This is a genomic window from Mesorhizobium sp. B2-7-1 (assembly GCF_006440735.1).
Lineage (GTDB): Bacteria > Pseudomonadota > Alphaproteobacteria > Rhizobiales > Rhizobiaceae > Mesorhizobium.
The window spans coordinates 22,292-43,682 of the sequence record NZ_VFUA01000054.1 but is presented as its reverse complement, the minus strand read 5'-3'; the positions used below and the strand labels follow the sequence as shown (position 1 = coordinate 43,682).

The 21,391-nt window shown below is 63.7% G+C and carries 20 protein-coding genes; 9 read left to right on the top strand and 11 right to left on the bottom strand.

Translation table 11 applies throughout. The features are described 5' to 3' along the window. The 9 genes from FJ471_RS20055 to FJ471_RS20015 form a co-directional block, all read left to right on the top strand. A partial coding sequence (locus FJ471_RS20055) for an ABC transporter substrate-binding protein (RefSeq protein ID WP_140806117.1) occupies positions 1-1,145 on the top strand: 1,145 nt, incomplete at its 5' end. Positions 1,146-1,272: 127 nt separating this feature from the next. Next, the gene (locus tag FJ471_RS20050; RefSeq protein ID WP_140806115.1) at positions 1,273-2,232 is read left to right on the top strand and encodes a sugar ABC transporter permease; all 960 of its coding nucleotides are present in this window, start codon (positions 1,273-1,275) and stop codon (positions 2,230-2,232) included. Beyond that, a complete protein-coding gene (locus FJ471_RS20045; RefSeq protein WP_140806113.1) occupies positions 2,229-3,173 on the top strand; it encodes a carbohydrate ABC transporter permease in 945 nt (314 codons plus the stop codon). The genes FJ471_RS20050 and FJ471_RS20045 overlap by 4 nt, the downstream gene beginning before the upstream one ends. Before the next feature lie 23 nt (positions 3,174-3,196). Continuing rightward, a complete protein-coding gene (locus FJ471_RS20040; RefSeq protein WP_140806111.1) occupies positions 3,197-4,312 on the top strand; it encodes an ABC transporter ATP-binding protein in 1,116 nt (371 codons plus the stop codon). Between the two features lie 68 nt (positions 4,313-4,380). Continuing rightward, positions 4,381-5,883 carry a GMC family oxidoreductase gene (locus FJ471_RS20035; RefSeq protein ID WP_140806109.1) on the top strand — a complete coding sequence of 501 codons (1,503 nt, stop codon included), beginning with the start codon at positions 4,381-4,383 and terminating at the stop codon, positions 5,881-5,883. Further along, positions 5,880-6,641, top strand: coding sequence for a 3-ketoacyl-ACP reductase (locus FJ471_RS20030; protein WP_140806107.1), 762 nt, complete (start codon positions 5,880-5,882; stop codon positions 6,639-6,641). Before FJ471_RS20035 ends, FJ471_RS20030 begins: the two co-directional genes overlap by 4 nt. A 6-nt stretch (positions 6,642-6,647) precedes the next feature. Next, on the top strand, positions 6,648-8,276 hold the full coding sequence (locus FJ471_RS20025; RefSeq protein WP_140806105.1) for a choline dehydrogenase: 1,629 nt from the start codon (positions 6,648-6,650) through the stop codon (positions 8,274-8,276). Positions 8,277-8,286: 10 nt separating this feature from the next. After that, a complete protein-coding gene (locus FJ471_RS20020) occupies positions 8,287-8,604 on the top strand; it encodes a Dabb family protein (protein WP_140806121.1) in 318 nt (105 codons plus the stop codon). 92 nt (positions 8,605-8,696) lie between these two features. Continuing rightward, positions 8,697-9,944 carry an MFS transporter gene (locus FJ471_RS20015; RefSeq protein ID WP_140806103.1) on the top strand — a complete coding sequence of 416 codons (1,248 nt, stop codon included), beginning with the start codon at positions 8,697-8,699 and terminating at the stop codon, positions 9,942-9,944. Between the two features lie 26 nt (positions 9,945-9,970). On the opposite strand, the gene FJ471_RS20010 is transcribed toward FJ471_RS20015, so the two are convergent. The 11 genes from FJ471_RS20010 to FJ471_RS34865 form a co-directional block, all read right to left on the bottom strand. Next, on the bottom strand, positions 9,971-10,816 hold the full coding sequence (locus FJ471_RS20010) for an EamA family transporter (protein ID WP_140806101.1): 846 nt from the start codon (positions 10,814-10,816) through the stop codon (positions 9,971-9,973). Beyond that, the gene (locus tag FJ471_RS20005; protein WP_140806099.1) at positions 10,813-11,748 is read right to left on the bottom strand and encodes an endonuclease/exonuclease/phosphatase family protein; all 936 of its coding nucleotides are present in this window, start codon (positions 11,746-11,748) and stop codon (positions 10,813-10,815) included. The genes FJ471_RS20010 and FJ471_RS20005 overlap by 4 nt, the downstream gene beginning before the upstream one ends. 109 nt (positions 11,749-11,857) lie before the next feature. After that, entirely contained in the window at positions 11,858-13,411 is a 1,554-nt protein-coding gene (locus tag FJ471_RS20000) for a sodium:proton antiporter (protein WP_140806097.1), read from the bottom strand. A gap of 268 nt (positions 13,412-13,679) precedes the next feature. Further along, positions 13,680-14,744, bottom strand: coding sequence for an ABC transporter ATP-binding protein (locus FJ471_RS19995; protein ID WP_140806095.1), 1,065 nt, complete (start codon positions 14,742-14,744; stop codon positions 13,680-13,682). A 15-nt stretch (positions 14,745-14,759) separates the two neighbouring features. Continuing rightward, positions 14,760-15,551 carry an ABC transporter permease gene (locus FJ471_RS19990; RefSeq protein WP_140806093.1) on the bottom strand — a complete coding sequence of 264 codons (792 nt, stop codon included), beginning with the start codon at positions 15,549-15,551 and terminating at the stop codon, positions 14,760-14,762. Continuing rightward, on the bottom strand, positions 15,548-16,342 hold the full coding sequence (locus tag FJ471_RS19985; RefSeq protein ID WP_246684773.1) for an ABC transporter permease subunit: 795 nt from the start codon (positions 16,340-16,342) through the stop codon (positions 15,548-15,550). The genes FJ471_RS19990 and FJ471_RS19985 overlap by 4 nt, the downstream gene beginning before the upstream one ends. Before the next feature lie 187 nt (positions 16,343-16,529). Further along, complete coding sequence (locus FJ471_RS19980) at positions 16,530-17,636, bottom strand: ABC transporter substrate-binding protein (RefSeq protein ID WP_140806089.1); 1,107 nt, start codon at positions 17,634-17,636, stop codon at positions 16,530-16,532. Positions 17,637-17,882: 246 nt separating this feature from the next. Further along, positions 17,883-19,055 carry an iron-containing alcohol dehydrogenase gene (locus tag FJ471_RS19975; protein WP_140651450.1) on the bottom strand — a complete coding sequence of 391 codons (1,173 nt, stop codon included), beginning with the start codon at positions 19,053-19,055 and terminating at the stop codon, positions 17,883-17,885. A gap of 18 nt (positions 19,056-19,073) precedes the next feature. Next, entirely contained in the window at positions 19,074-20,459 is a 1,386-nt protein-coding gene (locus tag FJ471_RS19970; protein ID WP_140806087.1) for an aldehyde dehydrogenase family protein, read from the bottom strand. Between the two features lie 15 nt (positions 20,460-20,474). Further along, positions 20,475-20,894 carry a type II toxin-antitoxin system VapC family toxin gene (locus FJ471_RS19965; RefSeq protein ID WP_140806085.1) on the bottom strand — a complete coding sequence of 140 codons (420 nt, stop codon included), beginning with the start codon at positions 20,892-20,894 and terminating at the stop codon, positions 20,475-20,477. Continuing rightward, positions 20,884-21,384 carry a hypothetical protein gene (locus tag FJ471_RS34865; protein ID WP_181179595.1) on the bottom strand — a complete coding sequence of 167 codons (501 nt, stop codon included), beginning with the start codon at positions 21,382-21,384 and terminating at the stop codon, positions 20,884-20,886. The genes FJ471_RS19965 and FJ471_RS34865 overlap by 11 nt, the downstream gene beginning before the upstream one ends. Positions 21,385-21,391: the final 7 nt, after the last annotated feature.

The window sequence follows — 21,391 nt, the reverse complement described above, 5'->3', positions numbered from 1 at the left end:
GCGAAGCGGCTGCTCTGAACGTGCTGAAGCAGGATCTGGCCAAGGAAGGCTATGCCTGGAAAGACGTGCCGGTGGCCGGCGGCGGCGGCGACGCCGCCATGACCGCGCTGAAGGCGATGGTCGCGGCCGGCAACTACCCGACCGCCTCGCAGATGCTCGGCTACACCGTGCTCGACTATGCCGCCGCCGGGGTCATGGGCGACCTGACCGAGACCGCCAAGAAGGAAGGCTGGGACAAGTCGGTTCCGGCCGCCCTGCAGAAGTTCTCCGTCTATGACGGCAAGTGGGTTGCTGCTCCGGTCAACGTCCACTCCGTCAACTGGCTGTGGATCAACAAGGCGGTGATGGACAAGATCGGCGGCACCGAGCCGAAGACCTTCGACGACTTCATCGCTCTGCTCGACAAGGCCAAGGCTGCCGGCGTCACCCCGCTCGCTCTGGGCGGCCAGAACTGGCAGGAAGCCACCATGTTCGACTCCGTCGTGCTGTCGACCGGCGGGCCGGAATTCTACAAGAAGGCGATGAACGACCTTGATGACGCGTCGCTCAAGTCCGACACGATGAAGAAGTCGTTCGACAATCTCGCCAAGCTCGTCACCTATGTCGACCCGAACTTCTCGGGCCGCGACTGGAACCTCGCCACCGCGATGGTCATCAAGGGCGACGCGCTGGTTCAGGTCATGGGCGACTGGGCCAAGGGCGAGTTCCACGCCGCCAACAAGACCCCGGGCACCGACTTCCTCTGCTACCGCTTCCCCGGCACCGACGGCTCGGTGATCTACAACTCCGATATGTTCGGCATGTTCAACGTTCCGGACGACCGCAAGGCCGCCCAGGTCGCTCTGGCCACCGCAACGCTCTCGAAGAGCTTCCAGTCGGCCTTCAACGTGGTGAAGGGTTCGGTCCCGGCCCGTACCGACGTGCCGGACACCGACTTCGACGCTTGCGGCAAGAAGGGCATCGCCGACCTGAAGAAGGCCAATGAAGGCGGCACGCTGTTCGGCTCGCTGGCGCAGGGCTACGGCGCCCCGCCGGCCGTCGCCAACGCCTACAAGGATGTCGTGTCGAAGTTCGTCCATGGTCAGATCAAGACCTCCGACGAAGCCGTGACCGAGCTGGTCAAGGCGATCGACGACGCCAAGTAAGCTTCGCTTGAACTCAGGTCTCCCCTGCTTCGGCGGGGGAGGTCTCCTGTCGACAAAAAGGTGTGGGAAAGACCCTGGTGCGTTTTAGCGCCGGGCCGTCTCCGACCAACCGGTACTGGACGAGCCGATGAGCACAGTTGCCGAAACCCAGATCAAGCTGACACCGGAGCACGACGCCCGTCCCGGCGCATCGGTCCGGTCGCGGCTGCAGGACCTGCTGCCGAAGATCGTATTGGCGCCGAGCTTCGCAGCGACGATCGTCTTCGTCTATGGCTTCATCCTTTGGACGATCTATCTGTCCTTCACCAATTCCAAGACCTTCCCGTCCTATGACATCACCGGCCCCCGCGCCTATCAGCGGTTATGGCGCTGGACCTTCGAGAGCGACCCGCCGTCGAGCTGGTACACCTCGATTACCAATATGGGCATTTTCGGCTTCCTCTATATCGGTATCTGCCTGGCGCTCGGCCTGTTCCTGGCCATCCTGCTCGACCAGAAGATCCGCGGCGAAGGTGTCTTGAGGCCGATCTATCTCTACCCGATGGCACTCTCCTTCATCGTCACCGGCGTCGCCTGGAAATGGTTCCTCGACCCCGGCCTCGGCCTCGAGCAGACGCTGCACCAATGGGGCTGGACGAGCTTCCACTTCGATTGGATCAAGAACAAGGATTTCGTCATCTACACGGTGGTGATCGCCGGCGTCTGGCAGGCCTCGGGCTTCATCATGGCGATGTTCCTGGCCGGTTTGCGCGGCATCGACGGCGAGATCATGAAGGCGGCGCAGATCGACGGCGCTTCCACCTTCCAGCTTTACCGCCGCATCGTCATTCCGCTGCTGCGGCCCGTGTTTCTCTCGGCCTTCATCGTGCTCGCGCACCTCGCCATCAAGTCCTATGACTTGGTCGTCGCGCTGACCAGCGGCGGCCCCGGCGGCTCGGCCTGGCTGCCGTCCAACTTCATGTATGAGTTCACCTTCAAGCGTAACGAAATGGCGGTCGGCTCGGCGAGTGCGGTGATCATGCTGATGACGCTGACCGCGATCATCGTGCCTTATCTCTATTCCGAGCTCAGGGAGAAGCCGCGATGAGCGCTGTCACCTCGCCTGCCCGTCCGGCTTCGAGCGGCATGAGCGCCAGGACGATCAACCGCATCGTCATCTACAGCCTGCTCGCGCTGTTCGCGATCTTCTACCTGATGCCGCTCTTCGTCATGCTGGTCACCTCGTTCAAGACCATGGACGAGATCCAGAACGGCAACATGCTGTCGCTGCCGCAATCGCCGACCATCGAGCCGTGGTTCAAGGCCTGGGGCGAGACCTGCGTCGGTCTCACCTGCGCCGGCATCAAGGGCTACTTCTGGAACTCCATCAAGATGGTGGTCCCGGCGGTGCTGATCTCGACGCTGCTCGGCGCCTTGAACGGCTATGTGCTGACCAAATGGCGCTTCCGCGGCCACACGCTGGTCTTCGCGATGATGCTGTTCGCCTGCTTCATCCCGTTCCAGTCGGTGCTGCTGCCGATGGCAACCATCCTCGGCAGTCTCGGCCGCTTCGGCGTCACCCTGCAGAACGCGACGGGTTTCAACTTCGGCCTCGGCAATTCGACGGTGAACCTGGCCTTCGTTCACGTGGTCTACGGCCTCGGCTTCACCACCTTGTTCTTCCGCAACTATTACGAGGCCTTCCCGACCGAGCTGGTCAAGGCCGCGCAGGTCGACGGCGCCTCCTTCTTCCAGATTTTCCGCCGCATCATGCTGCCGAACTCGATGCCGATCTTCGTCGTCACCGTCATCTACCAGTTCACCAACATCTGGAACGACTTCCTGTTCGCTTCCGCCTATGCCGGCACCGGCGACGTGATGCCGATGACGGTGGCGCTGAACAATGTCGTCAACACCTCGACCGGCGTCGTCGAATACAACGTCAACATGGCGGCGGCGATGATCGCCGCCCTCCCCACCCTGATCGTCTATGTCGTCGCCGGCCGCTATTTCGTGCGCGGGCTGATGGCCGGCGCGGTCAAGGGCTGACCCTATTTTCTGAAGGAACGACCATGGCTTTTCTGGAAATTGATGGGCTGAAGAAGCGCTTCGGGAATGTCGAGATCCTGAAGGGCATCAATGTCGAGCTCGAAAAGGGCGGCTTCCTCGTCCTGGTCGGCCCGTCCGGCTGCGGCAAGTCCACGCTGCTCAACACCATCGCCGGGCTGGAGCAGATCACCGAGGGCGAGATCCGCGTCGAGGGCCGCGCGATCAACGACCTGCATCCTTCGAAGCGCGACATCGCCATGGTGTTCCAGAGCTACGCGCTCTATCCGAACATGACGGTTGCCGGCAACATCGCCTTCGGCATGGAGATGCGCGGCGTGCCTGCGGCACAGCGCCAGGCGGCGATCGACAAGGTGGCCAAGATCCTGCAGATCGGCCACCTCCTCAACCGCAAGCCCAGCCAGCTTTCCGGCGGCCAGCGCCAGCGCGTCGCCATGGGCCGCGCGCTGGTGCGCGACCCGAAACTCTTCCTGTTCGACGAGCCGCTCTCCAATCTCGACGCCAAGCTGCGCGTCGACATGCGCATCGAGATCAAGCGCCTGCACGCCACGACCGGCACGACGATCGTCTATGTCACGCACGACCAGATCGAGGCGATGACGCTGGCGACCAAGATCGCCGTCATGCGCGACGGCGAGGTGCAGCAGTTCGGCACGCCGGCCGAGATCTACAACAACCCGACCAACATCTTCGTCGCCGACTTCATGGGCTCGCCGGCGATGAACCTGATCCCAGCCAAGATCGACGGCAATGGCAGCGGGCTTTCCGTGGTGCTCGACCGCGAGGCGCGCCAGCCGATCGTGCTGCCGATGCCCGGCGCGCCCGCCGGCCTTGCGGCTTTCAAGGACAAGCCAGTGATCTTCGGCGTCCGACCCGAAGCGCTGACCGATCCGGAGGGTGCCGAGCGCAACGGCTCCAGCATTGCCACCGCCGACTGCCACATCGAAGTGGTCGAGCCGGCGGGATCGGACACTTTCGCGGTCACCAATCTTGGCGGCAAGGGCGTGGTGGCGCGGCTCAGGGCCGATGCCAAGATCCAGCCCGGCACCAGCACGCCCTTGGCCTTCAACCTCAGCAAGGCTGTGTTCTTCGACCCGGCGACCGAGAAGCGCATCCTCTGATGCATGTCGCCCAAAAGTGGCTCCGGTTTTGGGGCGACGACATGCATCGAAACAAAGATCCTTAGACTATGACAAACCCGGATATCGTCATCATCGGCTCCGGCATCGGCGGTGCCACGATCGCCTCCGGCTTGGCCGGCAGCGGCGCCTCGATCCTGATCCTGGAGCGCGGCGAGCCGCTGCCCGCGACGCCGCATGCACGCTCGACGCGATCCATCTTCATCGACGAGCACTACCGGCCGAAGGAGATGTGGCGCGAGGCTGGCGGCGCTGCCTTCAACCCCGGCAACTACTACTATGTCGGCGGCAATTCGAAGTTCTTCGGCGCGGTCCTGATCCGCTACCGCAAGGAGGATTTCTCCGAGCTCGAGCATTTCGGCGGCGTCTCGCCGGCATGGCCGTTTTCCTATGACGAGTTCGAGCCCTGGTACTCCAAGGCCGAGCAGCTTTTTCGCGTGCGCGGCACGCTCGGCGAGGACCCGACCGAACCGTTCCATTCGCTTCCCTACGCCTTCAAGCCGGTGCCGGACGAGCCGCCGATCGCGCGCGCCCGCGCCGAGTTGAAGGGCCTTGGACTGCATCCCGCGTCGCTGCCGCTCGGCGTCGACATCGAGACCTGGCTGAAGGAAGGCAAGACCGGCTGGGACGCGTTCCCCAACACCGGCCAGGGCAAGATCGACGCCCAGACCGGCCCGCTGACCGCGGCGCTGAAGAATCCTGACATCCGCCTCGAAACCGGCGCGCATGTCGACTGGCTCGAAACCTCGCCGGACGGCAAGTCGATCACCGCCATCCACTACACACAGAACGGTTCGCAGAAGACACTGTCGCCGAAGCTCGTCATCCTGTCGGCCGGCGCGATCAACTCGGCCGCCATCCTGCTGCGCTCGCCTTCCGCGACGGGCAAGGGCCTTGCCAACAGCTCCGACCAGGTCGGGCGCAATTTCATGAACCACAATTCGGCGGCGATGCTAGCGATCGACCCGCGCCGCCGCAACGACAGCGTCTACCAGAAGACGCTGATGCTCAACGACTACTACCTGTCCGACGGCAAGGGCGGCAAGCCGCTCGGCAACGTGCAGCTGCTCGGCAAGATCGACGGCAACATGCTCAAGGCCAATGTGAAGACGATGCCGAAATTCGCGCTCGACTACATGGCCGGCCACGCGGTCGACTGGTACCTGATGTGCGAGGACCTGCCCGATCCCGAAAGCCGCATCCTGGTCGACGGCAAGGAGATCGTCATGCAATGGCGCCGCTCCAACATGCAGTCGCTGGAAGGCCTGAGCAAGGTCATGCGCGAGAACCTTCGCGCCTGCGGCTATCCGATCGTGCTGTCGCGGCCCTTCGACAAGCGCACGCCCTCGCACCAATGCGGCACGGTGAAGATGGGCAACGACCCGGCAACGTCGCCGCTCGATCCATTCTGCCGCGCCTATGACCACCGCAACCTCTACGTCGTCGACGGCGGCTTCCTGCCGACATCGGCCGCGGTCAACCCAGCGCTGTCGATCGTGGCCCAGGCGCTGCGCGTTGCCGATCATATCCGCAAGACGAAGCTTGCCGCATGAGCCGCCCCGCAGCCATCGTCACCGGCGGCGCGCGCGGCATCGGGCTCGCTTGTGCAGAGGCATTGGCCGATGCCGGATTCGACATCCTTGTCGCCGACCTTGCCGAAAAATCTGCACACGGGCTGGCCGAGAAGATCGCCGGGCGCGGTGCGAAATTCGCCTACGCCCAATGCGACATCGCCGATCTCGCCGGCCATTCGAAACTGGTCGAAGCGGCCATGGACACCTTCGGGCGCATCGATTGCCTCGTCAACAATGCCGGCGTCGGCGCCGTGGTGCGCGGCGATCTGCTGGAGCTGAGGCCGGAGAATTTCGACCGCGCCCTGAACATCAACCTGCGCGGCACGGTTTTCCTTAGCCAGGCCGTCGCCAAGGCCATGCTGGCAACGCCTGCCGGTTCAGCCAGGTCGATCATCACCATCACCTCGGTCAGCGCCGCCATGGCGTCGCCGGAACGACCCGACTACTGCATCTCCAAGGCCGGGCTTTCGATGTGGGTGAAGAACCTGGCGCTGCGGCTTGCCGCTGAAGCGATCGGCGTGTTCGAGGTGCGGCCGGGCATCATCCGCACCGACATGACGGCGGGCGTTTCCGCCAAATATGACGCGCTCATCGAGGGTGGCCTGGTGCCGGCCAAACGCTGGGGCGAGGCCGGCGACATCGGCGCTGTCGTTGCCGCGCTCGCCTCCGGCAAATTCGGCTTTTCGACCGGATCGGTCATCGATGTCGACGGCGCGCTCTCCGTGCCGCGCTTGTGAGGAACCATGGCTGACTACATCATCGTTGGCGCCGGGCCGGCCGGCTGCGTTCTCGCCAACCGGCTGAGCGAGGATCCGTCCAATTCCGTTTTGCTCCTCGAAGCCGGCGGCAAGGACTGGCATCCCTATATCCACATGCCGGCGGGCTTCGCCAAGATGACCAAGGGCATCGCCTCCTGGGGCTGGTCGACCGTGCCGCAGAAGCACATGAAGGATCGCGTCTTCTGGTACACGCAGGCCAAGGTCGTCGGCGGCGGTTCGTCGATCAACGCCCAGATCTATACGCGCGGCAACGCCCGCGACTACGACGCCTGGGAGAAGGAAGAGGGGCTGACCGGCTGGGGCTATCGCGACGTGCTGCCCTATTTCAAGCGCGCCGAGAACAACCAGCGCTTCGCCAACGATTTCCATGGCGACCAGGGTCCGCTCGGGGTGTCGAACCCGATCTCGCCGCTGCCGATCTGCGAGGCCTATTTCCGCGCCGGCCAGGAAATGGGCATACCCTTCAATCCGGACTTCAATGGCGCGAGCCAGGAAGGTGTCGGCTACTATCAGCTGACCCAAAAGAATGCGCGGCGCTCATCGGCCTCCGTTGCCTATCTGAAGCCGATCGGCGCCCGCAAGAACCTGACCGTCAGGACCGATGTGCTGGTCACCCGCGTCGTCGTCGAGAAGGGCCGCGCGATCGGCGTCGAGGTCGTCGACAAACCGGGCGGCGAAAAGACCGTCCTGCGCGCTGAACGCGAGGTGATCGTCTCTTCCGGCGCCATCGGCTCGCCGAAGCTCCTCATGCAGTCCGGCATCGGCCCGGCCGACCATTTGAAGTCGGTTGGCGTCACGCCGGTGCATGACCTGCCCGGCGTCGGCTCCAACATGCAGGACCATCTCGACCTGTTCGTCATCGCCGAATGCACCGGCGACCACACCTACGACAATTACGCCAAGCTGCACCGCACCATGTGGGCGGGCCTTCAGTATCTGCTGCTTAAGAAGGGTCCCGTCGCCTCGAGCCTCTTCGAGACCGGCGGCTTCTGGTACGCCGATCCGACCGCCGCCTCGCCCGACATCCAGTTCCACCTCGGTCTCGGCTCCGGCATCGAGGCCGGCGTCGAGAAGCTGAAGAACCCTGGCGTGACGCTGAACTCCGCCTTCCTGCGCCCGCGCTCGCGCGGCACCGTGCGGCTGAAAAGCGCCGACCCGGCCGACCATCCGCTGATCGATCCGAACTACTGGTCCGACCCCTATGATCGCGACATGTCGATCAAGGGGCTCAGGCTGGCGCGCGACATCATGCGGCAGAAAGCGCTGCAGCCCTATGTGCTGCGCGAGGTTCTGCCAGGGCCGAACCTGCAAAGCGACACCGATCTCTTCGACTATGCCTGCCGCACCTCCAAGACCGACCACCATCCGGTCGGCACCTGCCGCATGGGCCATGATGCGATGGCCGTGGTGACGCCGGATCTCAGGCTGCGCGGCATCGAGGGCCTGCGCGTCTGCGACGCTTCGGTGATGCCGCGCGTCCCCTCCTCCAATACCAATGCGCCGACGATCATGGTCGGTGAAAAGGGCGCCGACCTCATCCTCGGCCGCGAGCCGTTGCCGCCGGCCGTGTTCAAGGGCAACCAGGCGGCTTGAGGAACAAATGATGATCCGGCATTGCGTCTTCTTCCGCTTTCGCGACGACGTTCCTGCAACCGAGCGCGCGGCGATCCATGCCGATCTCGAAGCGTTGCGCACCGTCGTCGACGGCATGGGCAAGGTGGAGTTCAGCGCCAATGTCAGCCCGGAGCCGTTCGCGCGCGGCTTCGGCCACGGCTTCACCATCGACTTTGACGATGCCGCGACCCGCGACGCCTATCTCGTTCACGAGGCGCATCAGCGCGCCGGCGCGCGGTTGGTCGCCGCGCTCAAGGGCGGCACCGACGGGCTGATGGTCATTGATCTCGAGGTGACGCAAATGTGACCGCTCGCCGGCTTAAAACCGGCGGCTGTCCCGTTCTCTTTTGCACCCTATGAAACATATCGTTCCTTTGGGGGATACAAAGGAGGACCGCCTTGAACCTCACCACCGAACAGAAGAAAACCGTAACCGCATCGTTCCTCGGCTGGACGCTCGACGCTTTTGATTTCTTCCTTCTGACTTTCCTGCTCACCGATATTGCCGCTGAGTTCCAGACCGACGTGCCGGCGGTCTCCAAAGCACTGTTCCTGACACTGGCGACGCGCTTCATCGGTGCGTTCTTCTTCGGCATGCTTGCCGACAGATATGGCCGCAAGCCGATTCTGATGCTGAACATCGTCAGCTATTCGGTGATCGGCGCGTTGGCCGCCTTCTCGCCGAACCTCGGCATATTCCTGGCGCTGCGTGCCCTGTTCGGCATCGCCATGGGCGGCGAATGGGGCCTGGGCAGCTCGCTTGCCATGGAATCCATTCCGCCGAGCGCGCGAGGCATGGTCTCGGGCATCCTGCAATGCGGTTATCCGGCCGGCTATCTGCTGGCCGCGGTGGTCTACGGTCTGCTCTACGGCCAGAAGATCGGCGACTTCACCTTCGGCTGGCGTGCCATGTTCCTCCTGAGCTTCATACCGGCGCTGATCGTGCTCTTCATCCGCTCGCATGTGCCGGAATCGCCAGCCTTCCTCGAGGCTCGCCAGCATGTGAAGCCAGGATTGCTCGAGACGCTGCAAAAGCACTGGGGCATCGCACTCTATGCCGTGGTGCTGATGATGTTCTTCAACTTCTTCAGCCATGGCACGCAGGACCTCTATCCGACCTTCCTGAAGAAGCAGCATGGCTTTGACCCGCACACGGTGAGCTGGATCACCATCGTCGCCAACATCGGCGCCATCGTCGGCGGACTGGCCTTCGGCGCGCTGTCCGAGAAGATCGGCCGCATCAATGCCATCACGCTCGCCTGTGTGATCGCCCTGCCGGCGCTGCCGCTATGGGCCTATTCGACCACACCCTTCATGCTGGCGGTCGGCGCCTTCGTCATGCAGGTGGCGGTGCAGGGCGCCTGGGGCGTCATTCCGGTGCATCTCAACGAGCTCTCGCCAGGCGCGGTGCGCGCGACCTTGCCCGGTTTCATCTACCAGGCCGGCAATCTGGCGGCATCCTATGGCGGCCCCTACCAGGCCGGCATCGCCGAGGCTCCCGGCGGCAGCTACGGCTATGCGCTGGCCTTGTTCGCCGGCGTGGTCGCTGTCTGCATCATCGTGGTCATCCGCTTCAGCCCTGAGAAGCGCGGCCAGGTGATGACCGTGTTGGACCATGAGGTTGGGGCCGTTCCAGGAAAAGTGTGAACGGTCAGGCTCGGCGACGAACCGCCCTATCCGAGTCGGAGCGCTGCGACGCCGGCAACGATGCCGAGCGCCGCGGCCGCCCGCCAGACCGTCATTTTCTCGCCCAGCGCCAGCACCGAGATCAGCATGGCGAACAGGATCGAGGTCTCGCGCAGCGACGCGACCGAGGCGATCGGCGCCTTGGTCATCGCCCACATCACGATCCAATAGGCCGCGCCGCTGAGCACGCCGGTGAACAATCCGGCCTTCCAGTCACGCGCCAGCACAGGCAGTGATCGCGGCCCGCGGAAGACCATGCACAGGAGCAGCGCCGACGACGCATCGCAGACGAACAGCCAGGCGGCATAGCTCTGCGCGGTTGCCGCCAGCCGCGCGCCGCTGCCGTCGGAGAGCGTGTAGCTGGCGATGAAGATCGACGTGCCGAGCGCAAAGCCGACCGCGCGCAGATTGAGCTTCTCCAGATGCGCACCGCCCCGGAACGACATGACCAGCGTGCCGGCCGACAACAGCAGTATGCCGAAAATGGCGAACGGCGCCGGGACTTCGCCGACCACGAAGATGCCGCCAAGCGCCGAGAGCAGTGGCGCGGTGCCGCGCGCCAGCGGATAGGTCTGGGCAAAATCGCCTGCCTTGTAGGCGCCGACCAGGAAGGTCCGGTAGCCGATGTGGAAGATCACCGAGGCAATGATGTAGGGCCAGACTTCGGCCTTGGGAACCTCGACGAAAGGCAGCGCGAAGAGTGCTGCAAAGCCCATGCCGAGCGTCATCAGCGTGATCGACATGAAGCGGTCGAGATGCACCTTGACCAGCGCGTTCCAGATCGCGTGCATGGCGGCCGCCGAAAGCACGGCGAGGAAGACGAACAGCGTCATGTCGGTTTCATCGACCCCGGTTTCATGGATCTTGTCGAGCCGAAAGGCGTTTCGAGATCGATATCGATCCTGAGCGGAAAATGATCCGAGGCGACCTCGCCGACATCGGCCCGGATCGAACGCACACGATCGGCCAGCCCGCCGCCGATGAAGCAATGGTCGAGCCGTCGTTTCGCCAGCCTGCCGTCGATGATCTTTTCGTGCGTATGGAAGCCCGGCCCGGACTCGCCGGCAACCGCCGCGGCATCGACAAATCCGTCGATATAAGCGGCACCGCGGTGATAGGGCGTCGAGCCGACGATACGGCCGTGTTCGGCGCTGCCCGGCTCCATGTTGAAGTCGCCCAGCCAGATCGCCGCCAACGGATTTTCCGGTTCCGTCTGGCCGTTCGACCAGTTGCGCTGCGGCTCGTCGTCGACGCCGCTCCAGGGACCGCCGTCCGATGGCGCGCGGCGATGCTCGGCGAGCAAGTAATCGATCTGCTCCAGCCGCTCTTCGGCCGCGATATGCGCCAGATGCAGCGAGAGCACCCGCACCGGTCCGGCCGGCGTGCGGATCATGCATTCCAGCGCCGCGTTGCGGGTGTTGAGCGGTCTTGCCGTGCGCCGCAGCGGCAGCGTGTGCAGCCGCGACCAGGCGATCGGCAGCTTCGACAGCACCATCGTGCCGAATTGCCGACGGCGGTTGACGATGCGGCCATCCCGCTTCTCGCTGGCGTCCATGTCGAAGGCGGGGCCGTAGGCCCAGTAATAGTCGGGCAGCAGCCTGGACAGGATCTCGGGCTGGTCGTCCTCATTGCTGCGCTGCCAATGCCGCTCGACCTCCTGCAGCGCGATGATGTCGGCGCCGTCCATCAGCCTGGCGGCTCGCGTGAGATCGTAGCGCCCGTCGCTGCCGTAGCCGTACTGGATGTTGTAGCTGATCAGCTTCATTGATTAACCGGCTCACTTCTGGTGATCGCAGTAGCGCCCAGCCGGCAGTGTTGCAATGGACCGCCAGGGCAAGGGGAAATAGTCCAATGGAAATCGGCGAACCGGCGCTCTAGTAAGTCGTCAGCGGCTGGAAGCTTCCGGCAGGCGACGCCGCCAGTTCCGACCAGTCGATCTCCTCTTCCAACCGATGATAGGCCTCGTCGCCGATCGTGCCGTTGCCGCGCAGCTCCTCCAGCCTGTCGCGCTGCCGCTTGATGGCGTAGAGGCGCAGCCGGTCGTATTCCGTTGCGGCTTGCGCGTCGTCGGGATTTTCGGCGACCCGGCGTTGAGCCTCGTACTGTTCGCGCACGACCGCGGCAGCGGCCGAGGTCTTGCGGTTCAGCACGTCGAGCGCGGCCTGCATGATGGCGACGCGCGCCTCGGCTACCTCGCGATCGATCGTCGTATCCCGGTCGAAATTGAGCCAACGCAGCAGCGGCTTCAGGCTCATGCCCTGCAGCACGAGCGTTCCGAGGACGACCGCAAAGGCGGCAAGCACGATCGGGTCGCGGCCGGGGAAGTCTGCCGGCAACGCGATCGCGACCACCAGCGTAACCAGCCCGCGCATGCCGCACCAGCCGACCAGCACCGCGCCGCGAAATGTCGGCGCATCCCGCTTCTGCCCTTCGTCGTCGAAACGCGTGAACTGCCTTATCACCGCAACGTACCCCATCACCCAGACGAGACGCGCCACGATGACGGCGGCCAGCACCGTTGCGGCGAAGAGAAAGGCCTCGCCTTGGCCGTCGCCGGAGAGCCGCCCGACGATCGACCGGGCCTGCAGGCCCATCAGCACGAAAGCCAGCACATTGAGCACGAACACGGCCGACTCCCAGACCGAATAGGTGCTGACGCGGCGCCTCGCCGACATCCGGCGCGGCGCGGTGCGCGCGATGGTGATGGCATAGACGACGATGGTGATGATGGCGGAGAGGCCCAGCTTGTCGGCAATGATCCAGACGGCGAAGGTTCCAGCGAACTGCACCACGGTGCTGCTTGCCGCATCCTCGATGCGCGTCAGCGTGAGCAGCGACACTCGGCCGAACAGATAGCCGGCGACGACGCTGCCGACCGTTGCAAGCAGGATGACGGGCACTGCGTCCTTCAGCATGAGGGTGCCGACTGCCGCCGCAACCGATATCCGGTAGATCAACAGCGCCGTGGCGTCGTTGAGCAGGCTTTCGCCCTGCAGGATCGCGGTGAGACGGTGCGGCACCTTGAACTGGTTGAGCACAGCACTTGCCGCGACCGCATCAGGCGGCGCGACGATGGCGCCGAGCGCGATCGCCGCCGCGATCGGCAGGCCGGCCATCTTCCAGCCGACAAAGGCAACGACCACCGTGGTGAAGACGACAGCGCCAAGCGCCAAAAGCGCCAGCGACAGCCGATAGCGCTTCAGGTCGCGCAGCGACGTGTCATAGGCGGCATCGAGAAGCACCGGCGCGATGAACAGCGCAAGCGCCAGTTCGGGATCGATCTCGATCGTCGGCGCGCCCGGCACGAAGGCCAGCCCAACGCCCGCAAGCGCCAGCAGCGACGGATAGGGAACCTCCAGACGTCGCGACAGCGCCGTCAGCGCGACGGCGATCAGAAGCAGGACAAGGGTGAGTTCGAACAGCGCCATGGCTTATCGTAGCGGCGAAGCGCGAAGCTTGGCAGTACCCCGAGCCAGGATACTGTTGATTTGTCGGACGCGTCGATATTGGCCGGCTATATGCACATGCTCAAAGAGCTTCAGTCCAGTTGGCTCAGGCTGTGTTGAGATTCAGGTCAGGCCGAGTCGAAAATGGTGGTTTCCGAGAACCGGAGCGGAGCGTACTTTTCGTACGTGAGCACCGGAAGCGCAGGAAGCCGCCATTTGCAGGCCGGCCTCACCTGAATATCGACATGGCCTAGTGCAGGACCAGCATGTCTCCGGACGCGAAGGAGATATCGGCCTTGTCGCCGACGACCGGCGGCGGCGTCGTCGAATTGTTGAAGGTGTCGAGCGACACCGTGTTGCCGCCGATGCCGACCCGCACGCGGATGACCGAGCCGAGGAAATGCACTTCGGCGATCTCGCCCGACAGGCTGGTGTCGTGGCCGGGCTGGCGCGCCAGCGAGATGGCCTCGGGCCGGAGCGCCAGCGACAGCGTATCGCCGGACTTCGAGCCGTTGAGCTTGCCCTTGAGAGCGACCTCCTGGCTGTTCACGCGCACCCTGCCAGCGCCGGCATCGGTCACCGTGCCTTCGAGCACGTTGAGCGTGCCGACGAAGTTGGCGACGAATTTGGTGGCCGGCCGGTTGTAGATCTCGAACGGCGTGCCAACCTGCTCGGCCTTGCCGCCATACATCACCGCGATGCGGTCGGAGATCGACAGCGCCTCTTCCTGGTCATGCGTGACGAAGATGGTGGTGATGCCAAGCTTCTTCTGGATCGAGCGGATCTCTTCGCGCAGCGACACGCGCACCTTGGCGTCGAGCGCCGACAGCGGCTCGTCGAGCAGAAGCAGTTTGGGTTTCGGGGCAATCGCCCGCGCGAGCGCGATACGCTGCTGCTGGCCGCCGGACAACTGGTAGGGATAGCGGTCGGCCATTTGCGGCAGCTTGATGATGTCGAGCATCTCGGCGACGCGCCTGTCGGAATCCGCCTTGGACATGCCGGCGACCTTGAGGCCGAAGGCGATGTTCTGCGCCACGGTCAGGTTCGGGAACAGCGCATAGGCCTGGAACACCATGCCGACATTGCGCTGGTTGGGCTTCAGCCTGGTGATATCCTTGCCGGCGACGACGATCTTGCCGGCCGAAGGCTCCTCGAAGCCGGCGACCATGCGAAGCACCGTCGTCTTGCCGCAGCCGGACGGGCCGAGGAAGGAGACGAACTCGCCGGGCTCTACATCGAGATTGAAATCCTGCACGACGGTGTTGGCGCCGTAGGACTTGCGCACATGCTGGATGGACAGGAATGGCTCGGCCATGGCTTTTCTCTCAGGTCAATTCGGTCGGTTCGCCGATTTCGGCGCGAAACGGGACAGGATCTGGATCAGCGACATGCAGCCCCAGGTAATGGCGAAGGCGATGATGGCAAGGGCCGCCGGCTCATAGGCGCGGTTGGCGCCGATGTTCTGCAGATACGGCCCGAACGCCGGACGGTTGAGCAGGCTCGCCATCGTGAATTCGCCGATGACGATGGCGAAAGTCAGGAACGCGCCCGACAGCACCGCGATCAGGACATTGGGCAGAATAACGCGGGTTATGATCGTGGTCCAGCCTGCGCCCAGGATCTGGGCCGCCTCGGTCAGCGTCCTGACGTCGATAGTGCGAAGGCCTGTGTCGACGGCGCGGTACATATAGGGCAGCGCCAGCGTCGCGTAACCGATCACCAGGAGGGCGCTTGCGCCGAGATCGCTGGCCAGGAACGGCAGCGGCGAGCTCGACCCGTACATGCGGATATAGCCGAAGACGATGACGATCGCCGGAATGACCAGCGGCAGCAGTGTGATGAACTCGACGATCGGCCTGATTTGAGGCAGCCGCAGTCGGATCCAATAGGCCGCCGGCACCACGACCAGCACGCCGAGGATGATGGTGAAGATCGCAGCGATCACCGAATACAGGAACGTTGCCTGGAAGCGGGGGTCGCCGAGCACGACCTGGTAGGCGTCGAAGGAATGGACGCCGCGCCGCATGCGCAACGAGAACTCGAACGTCGCCAGCAGCGGAATGAAGAAATAGGCCGTGCCGATGCCGAAGACGACCCAGGCCCAGAATTTGCCCGACTTCATTTCAGCCACCTCTCGGAGCGGGTCCGGAACCAGATGTAGAAGACGTTCGCCAGTCCGGTGATGACGATCATGCCGAAGGCGATCGCGTAGCCGAGTTGCGGATTGTGCAGCACGTCGCCGTTGATCTGTGAATAGAGCTTGATGGGGACGATGTTGAGCTGCGGGCCGGCGAACGCGTAGGCCGTCGCGATGGCGCCGAAGGCGTTGGCGAACAGAAGGATCACGGTGCCGAGGAAGCTCGGAAACAACACCGGTATCACCACCATGCGCCAGTACTGCCACTGGGTCGCGCCAAGCGTGGCCGCCGCCTCGTTCCACTCCTTCTTCAAGCCGTCGATGGCCGGCACGATGATCACCACCATCAGCGGGATCTGGAAGAAGAGATAGACTACGATAAGGCCCCACGTGGTCAGGAAATTGAACCCCAACGCGTAGATGTTGAGGTTGAATATGTCGCGCAACAGCACCGTCACGATGCCGACGCGGCCGAGCGTGGCGATGAACGCGAAGGCCAGCGGCAAGCCGGCGAAATTCGAGGCGACGCCCGAGAAGGTCAGCGTCGCGGAGCGCACCCAGCTGGGCAGGCCGCCGCGCACTATGGCGATGGCGATCGCCAATCCGGCGAATGCGCCGACGATAGCCGACCAGAAGCTGATCTTGATCGAAACCCAATAGGAATTGCTGATCGAAGGATCGCTCACCAACTGCAGGATGTTGTCGAGCGTGAAACCGCCTTCCCCGGTCTGAAACGCGCCGATGACGAGATAGAGCGTCGGCATGATCAGGAACATCAGGGTGAAGACGAAGAACGGCGCCACACCGATCCATTGCGTCGGCAGACGGAAAGCGGTCGCCTCGGTCGGCGGCGCGGGCTTCGTGGCAATAGACTGATTTGAAAGCGATAGATCGGTCATGCGCCAGGCACCGTCTTCGAGGGAAAGCCGAGCGGCCAAGCGGCCGCCCGGCGCATTTCAAGTCTTACTTGACGTTGGCGCCGACGGTGGCGTCCCAGTTCTTGCTGATGGCTTCCTTGGCCTTGCCCTGCTCGTCGAGCGTCGGGAAAGCGGCCGAGGCATAGGACTCGGCCGGCGGCAGCTTGGCCAGCACGTCCGCCGGGATCTTGCCGTTCTTGGCGAGATCGTTGAAGCGGATCGGGTGGCAGTAGCCCTTCAGCCAGCCGATCTGGCCTTCGTCGGAATAGAGGTACTCCATCCACAGCTTCGCGGCGTTCGGATGCGGCGCGTAAGCGCTGATCGCCTGCACATAGACGCCGGCGACGACGCCGGTCTTCGGCACGATCACGTCGACGGGCGGATTGCCCTTCAGCGTGTCGCGGCCGGCGAGCGCGTTGTAGTCCCAGTTGATCAGGATCGGCGTCTGGCCCTGGGCCAGCGTCGCCGGCTTGCCGACGACCGGAACGAAGTTGCCGGCGGCGTTGAGCTTCTTGAAGAAGTCGAGGCCAGCGGTGCCGGCGGCTTCACCGGCGGCAGCGCCCGACGACAGACCGGAGGCGTAGACCGCCTGGATGGCCTGGTTCGAAGCGCGCGGGTCACCCGCGAGCGCGACCGAGTTGGCGAATTCCGGCTTCAGCAGGTCGGCCCAGTCGGCCGGCGATTCCTTGATCAGGTCCTTGTTCACCATGAACGACAGCACGCCGTAATAGTCGCCGTACCAGGCGCCGTCGGCATCCTTGGCGCTGTCCGGGATCGAGTCCCAGGTCGACACCTTGTAAGGCATCAGCAGGCCGTCGGCCTTGGCGGTCGGGCCGAACGAGAGGCCGACGTCGATGACGTCGGGCGCCTGCGGACCCTTGTTGTCCTTGTTGGCCTTGATCGCCTCGACCTCGTCGCCCGAGCCGGCGTCCGGGTTGAGTTCGTTGATCTTGATTTCTGGATACTTAGCCTTGAAAGCGTCGATCACTGCCCCATAGCCACACCAGTCATGCGGAAGCGCGATGGTGGTGAGCTGGCCTTCCGCCTTCGCGGCCTTGACGAGATCGTCCAGCGCGTCGGCGGACGAAATCACCGTCGACGCGAAGAGCGCCGCGGCCGAGAGGGAAAGCACTTTCCCCGTGAACTTGAACATGTGTTCTCTCCGTTGAACTGGCGCGTTTAAGCGCCTGCGATGCGGGTATCGTTTTCGTGTGACAGCCAGATGAAGGCTTTTTGAAACCGGAGCCCCGCGGCCAAAAAAGTTAACTCTTTTTAACGGACTGTAGCAATTAGCCCGCGCTTAATTTTCCGGCTAATGGTTAGCCACCTTGCCTTTTGCCATCTCCCTTCCCTTCTGGAACGCCCCTTCATTCAACTCTTCGGCATTGAAAGCCGGCTCTCAGACCGAGCCGGCGATCGCATTTTCGAGCAGCGTCAGCGCCGCTTTCTTGGTGAGCTTGACCGGATTGCCGCCGGCGGTCGGGTCGACCACCGCCATGTCGGCGATCAGCGCCTTGCGCTTCTTGTCCATGTCGAGACCCTTGATCAGGCCGGGCAGCGCGTGCGGCACCTTGAGCTCCTTGCGCAGCTTGATGATCGCCTTGGCGAAGCCGTCGAAGCCGCCCTTGATGCCGCAATAGGCGGCGAGCCGGGCGATGCGCTCCTCTATGCTCTCCCTGTTGAAGGCGAGCACATAGGGCATGAACACGGCATTGGTCATGCCGTGATGGGTGTCGTAGAGCGCGCCGATCGGATGCGACAGCGAATGGATGGCGCCCAGCCCCTTCTGGAAGGCGGCGGCGCCCATGGCGGCGGCGCTCATCATATGGGCACGCGCTACGAGGTCCTTGCCGTTGGCGAAGGCCTTGGGCAGGTTCTCGAACACCAGCCGGATGCCTTCCACCGCGATGCCGTCGGCCATCGGATGGTAGCCCGGCGCGCAATAGGCCTCCAGGCAGTGCGCCAGCGCATCCATGCCGGTGCCGGCTGTGATGAAGGCAGGCATGCCGACCGACAGCTCCGGATCGGCAATGACGATCGCCGGCAGAAGCTTCGGATGGAAGATCACCTTCTTGGTGTGGGTCGCCTCATTGGTGATGACGCCGGCGCGGCCGACCTCGGAGCCGGTTCCTGCCGTGGTCGGCACCGCGATGATCGGCGCGATCGCATCGGAATTGGCGCGCGTCCACCAATCGCCGACGTCCTCGAAGTCCCACACCGGCCGTGTCTGTCCGGCCTGGAAGGCGATCAGCTTGCCGAGGTCGAGCGCCGAGCCGCCGCCGAAGGCGATGACGCCGTCATGCTTGCCCTTCTTGAACACGGCGATGCCCGCGGTGAGGTTGGACTCGACCGGATTCGGCTTCACCTCCGAAAACACGCCATAGGGAACCTTGGCGTCGTCGAGGATCTTCAGCGTCGAGGCGACGACCGGCAGCTTGGCCAGGCCGGGATCGGTGACGAAGAGCGGGCGCTTGATGCCGGCGGCAGCCAGCACATCCGGCAGTTCCTTGATGCGGCCGGCGCCGAAGCGGACGGTGGTGGGGTAGTTCCATTTGGAGATGAGCTTGGACATTTTTTGTCTTTCGAAAGGTCAGATCGCTTCACGCAGGTGATAGGATTTCGGCCGGGTCAGGTTGTCGTAGCCGATGGCCGAGAGCGCCGCGCCCTTGCCGGTGTCCTTGACGCCGGTCCAAACCAGCGCCGGGTCGAGATAGTCGCAGCGGTTCATGAACACCGTTCCGGTTTCGACGCGGTCGCCGATCGCCACCGCGCGCTCGGTGTCGCGCGTCCAGATCGAGGCCGTCAGCCCATAGGGGCTGTCGTTCATCAGGGCGATCGCCTCCTCGTCGTCTCGCACCTTCATGATGCCGACGATGGGGCCGAAACTCTCCTCGCGCATGACGCTCATCTGGTGATCGACCCCGGTCAGCACTTCCGGTGCCAGATAGGGCGAGCCGGCCCTGTCGTTCTCGACCTTCATGGCGATATGCGCCTTGGCGCCCTTGCGCAGCGCCTCGGCCTTCTGCTCGCGGATCAGGTCGGCGAAGCGCGCCTGCGCCATCGGACCCATGGTGGTCGCCTGCTCCAGCGGATTGCCGACGACATAGTTCTTCGTCTCGGCGATGAAACCCTCGACGAACTCGTCATAGACCTTCTCATGCACATAGACGCGCTCGATGCCGCAGCAGCACTGGCCCGAATTGTAGAAGGCGCCGTCGACCAGGTTGGCAACCGCGTGGTCCATCTTGGCGTCGGGCAGCACATAGGCCGGGTCCTTGCCGCCGAGCTCGAGCCCAAGCGTCATGAAGGTGCCGGCAGCGGCCTTCTCGATGGCGCGGCCGCCGCCGACCGAGCCGGTGAAATTGACATGGTCGATCTTGCCGGAGCCGAGCAGCTTCTCGGTCTGGGCGTGGTTCATGACCAGGTTCTGGAACAGGCCCTTTGGCAGGCCCGCCTTGTCGAAGGCTTGGCTGAACCGCTCGCCGACCAGCAGCGTCTGCACTGCGTGCTTGAGGATGACGGCGCTGCCCGCCATCAGTGCCGGCACGATGGTGTTGACCGCAGTAAGATAGGGATAGTTCCAGGGCGCGATCACCAACACGACGCCGAGCGGCACCTTCTTCACATAGCGGCGGAAGCCGTCCTTCGGATTGGAAGCCAGCACAGGCTTCAGCGCTGCTTCGGCGATCTCGACCATATAGTTGGTGCGTTCCTTGACGCCGCCGAACTCGCCGCCATAGCGCACCGGCCGCCCCATCTGCCAGGCGATCTCGGGCACGATCTCGTCGGTCATGGCGACCAGCGCCTCGAGCATCGCAAGCATGTATTTGCCGCGCTCGACGACCGGTGTCTCGGCCCACTTCTCCTGCGCCGCCCGGGCACGCTCGACCGCAGCGTTGATCGCCTGGTCCGTAGCGATCGGCCGTTCGGCATAGATCGAGCCGTCGATCGGGGATTTGAGTTTTACGGTTTCCAAGAAGGCATCTCCAAATCAACAAGGTACTGTTTTGACAAAGCCGGCCGCGCCATAGGCAAGGATGGCGCGATCGCGGGTGATGATTTCCAGGTTCCTCGAACGGGCCGTCGCTATGATGATCCGGTCCGCCGGATCGTTATGAACGGCGCCAGGCAGGAACGAGGACTCCACCAGAAGCTCGCTGTCGATCCCCTCCACGCTCGTTGCGCCCGCTTTCACGAACCCTTCGAACCAGGCGAGCGGCGACTTGATGAACGGAAGCCGGCCCTTGGAGACGAGCATTCCGATCTCCCAAGCCGACATGATCGAAACGGCAATGACGCCACCGTTCTTTCGCGTGCTGGCCACTTTGTCGACCGCCACTCTTGTGACCGGCTGTTCGGTCGACAGCCACAGCATGAAACACGTGTCCAGCAATATTCCGTCAGTCGTCATACACTTTGCCCCAGTCCGGATCCGCGGGGGCGGTGTAGTCGACGTCCGGAAGAAGCGTGAGCGTCCCGGCCATGCATCCAAACAGCGGATCGGCGCCGCGCGTCGGCACGATATAGTCCTCACTCTTACCGCTCATATTTGGAGCATTCTTGAAATCCACCTTATCCTCCATAAAGCCTGGCCGGTGCCCCGAACTCCTTTCCCCGACTCGCCCGCCGGAAGATTTGCGATAGGCTTGAGCACTTCCTTGCGGAGCACGCCGAAAGACCAGATTTTCGCCGGCGATATTGACCGACTCCGTCTGAAACCCCGCAGCGAGCCATTCCTTTGTCATCGGATTGTTGCTGGGATTGTTGCTCCACCAAGCCGGATATTGCTTGGACGCCGGCAACTTCTCACCAAGTAGCCTCTCGATATCCTTGAACGACATCGGAACCCGTTCACGGGTCTGAGCCATGAGATACGTACGCAAAGGCGAATATTTTCCCATTTCGCGC